Origin of the sequence: Drancourtella sp. An12 (assembly GCF_002160935.1) — a bacterium.
Taxonomy (GTDB): Bacteria; Bacillota; Clostridia; order Lachnospirales; family Lachnospiraceae; genus Sellimonas; species Sellimonas catena.
In genome coordinates, this window is the sequence record NZ_NFLO01000054.1 from 1 (window position 1) to 524 (window position 524).

Here is a 524-nt window from a genome sequence, read left to right on the forward strand (position 1 = left end):
TCAAGCTTCGCTGGTGGTGATGCGCCTGGGGGAAACACCCGTACCCATCCCGAACACGATGGTTAAGCCCCAGACGGCCGATGGTACTGCACTGGAGACGGTGTGGGAGAGCAGGTGGCCGCCAGCTCCAAAAAAGAAGAAACCGGCGGAAGCCGTTTTCATATAAAGTGTGGGCTTATAGCTCAGCCGGTTAGAGCGCACGCCTGATAAGCGTGAGGTCGGTGGTTCGAGTCCACTTAAGCCCATCACAATTTAAGAATGAAAGATGAGGCTGAGGAGGTAAGGCCCACTTAAGCCCATCACAACTTAAACAAAAACTATATACGGGGGATTAGCTCAGTTGGGAGAGCGCCTGCCTTGCAAGCAGGAGGTCACGAGTTCGAATCTCGTATTCTCCACTCGGATCGGAAACGGTCCGTAAGATATGAAAATGTACCTTGAAAACCGCATATAAGAACACAAATAGAAATATCAAGACATCCGAGGTAATGTGAACACATTATTGAGAACAACGGCAGATCAAA

At 49.6% G+C, this 524-nt stretch carries 2 tRNA genes and 1 rRNA gene; all 3 read left to right on the forward strand.

The window, feature by feature from the left end:
* Window positions 1-9: 9 nt before the first annotated feature.
* The 3 genes from rrf (at window position 10) to B5E64_RS17780 (ending at window position 398) form a co-directional block, all read left to right on the forward strand.
* Window positions 10-127, forward strand: a 5S ribosomal RNA gene (gene rrf, locus B5E64_RS17770).
* A 44-nt stretch (window positions 128-171) separates the two neighbouring features.
* Window positions 172-245, forward strand: a tRNA-Ile gene (locus B5E64_RS17775).
* 80 nt (window positions 246-325) lie between these two features.
* Window positions 326-398, forward strand: a tRNA-Ala gene (locus tag B5E64_RS17780).
* Window positions 399-524: the final 126 nt, after the last annotated feature.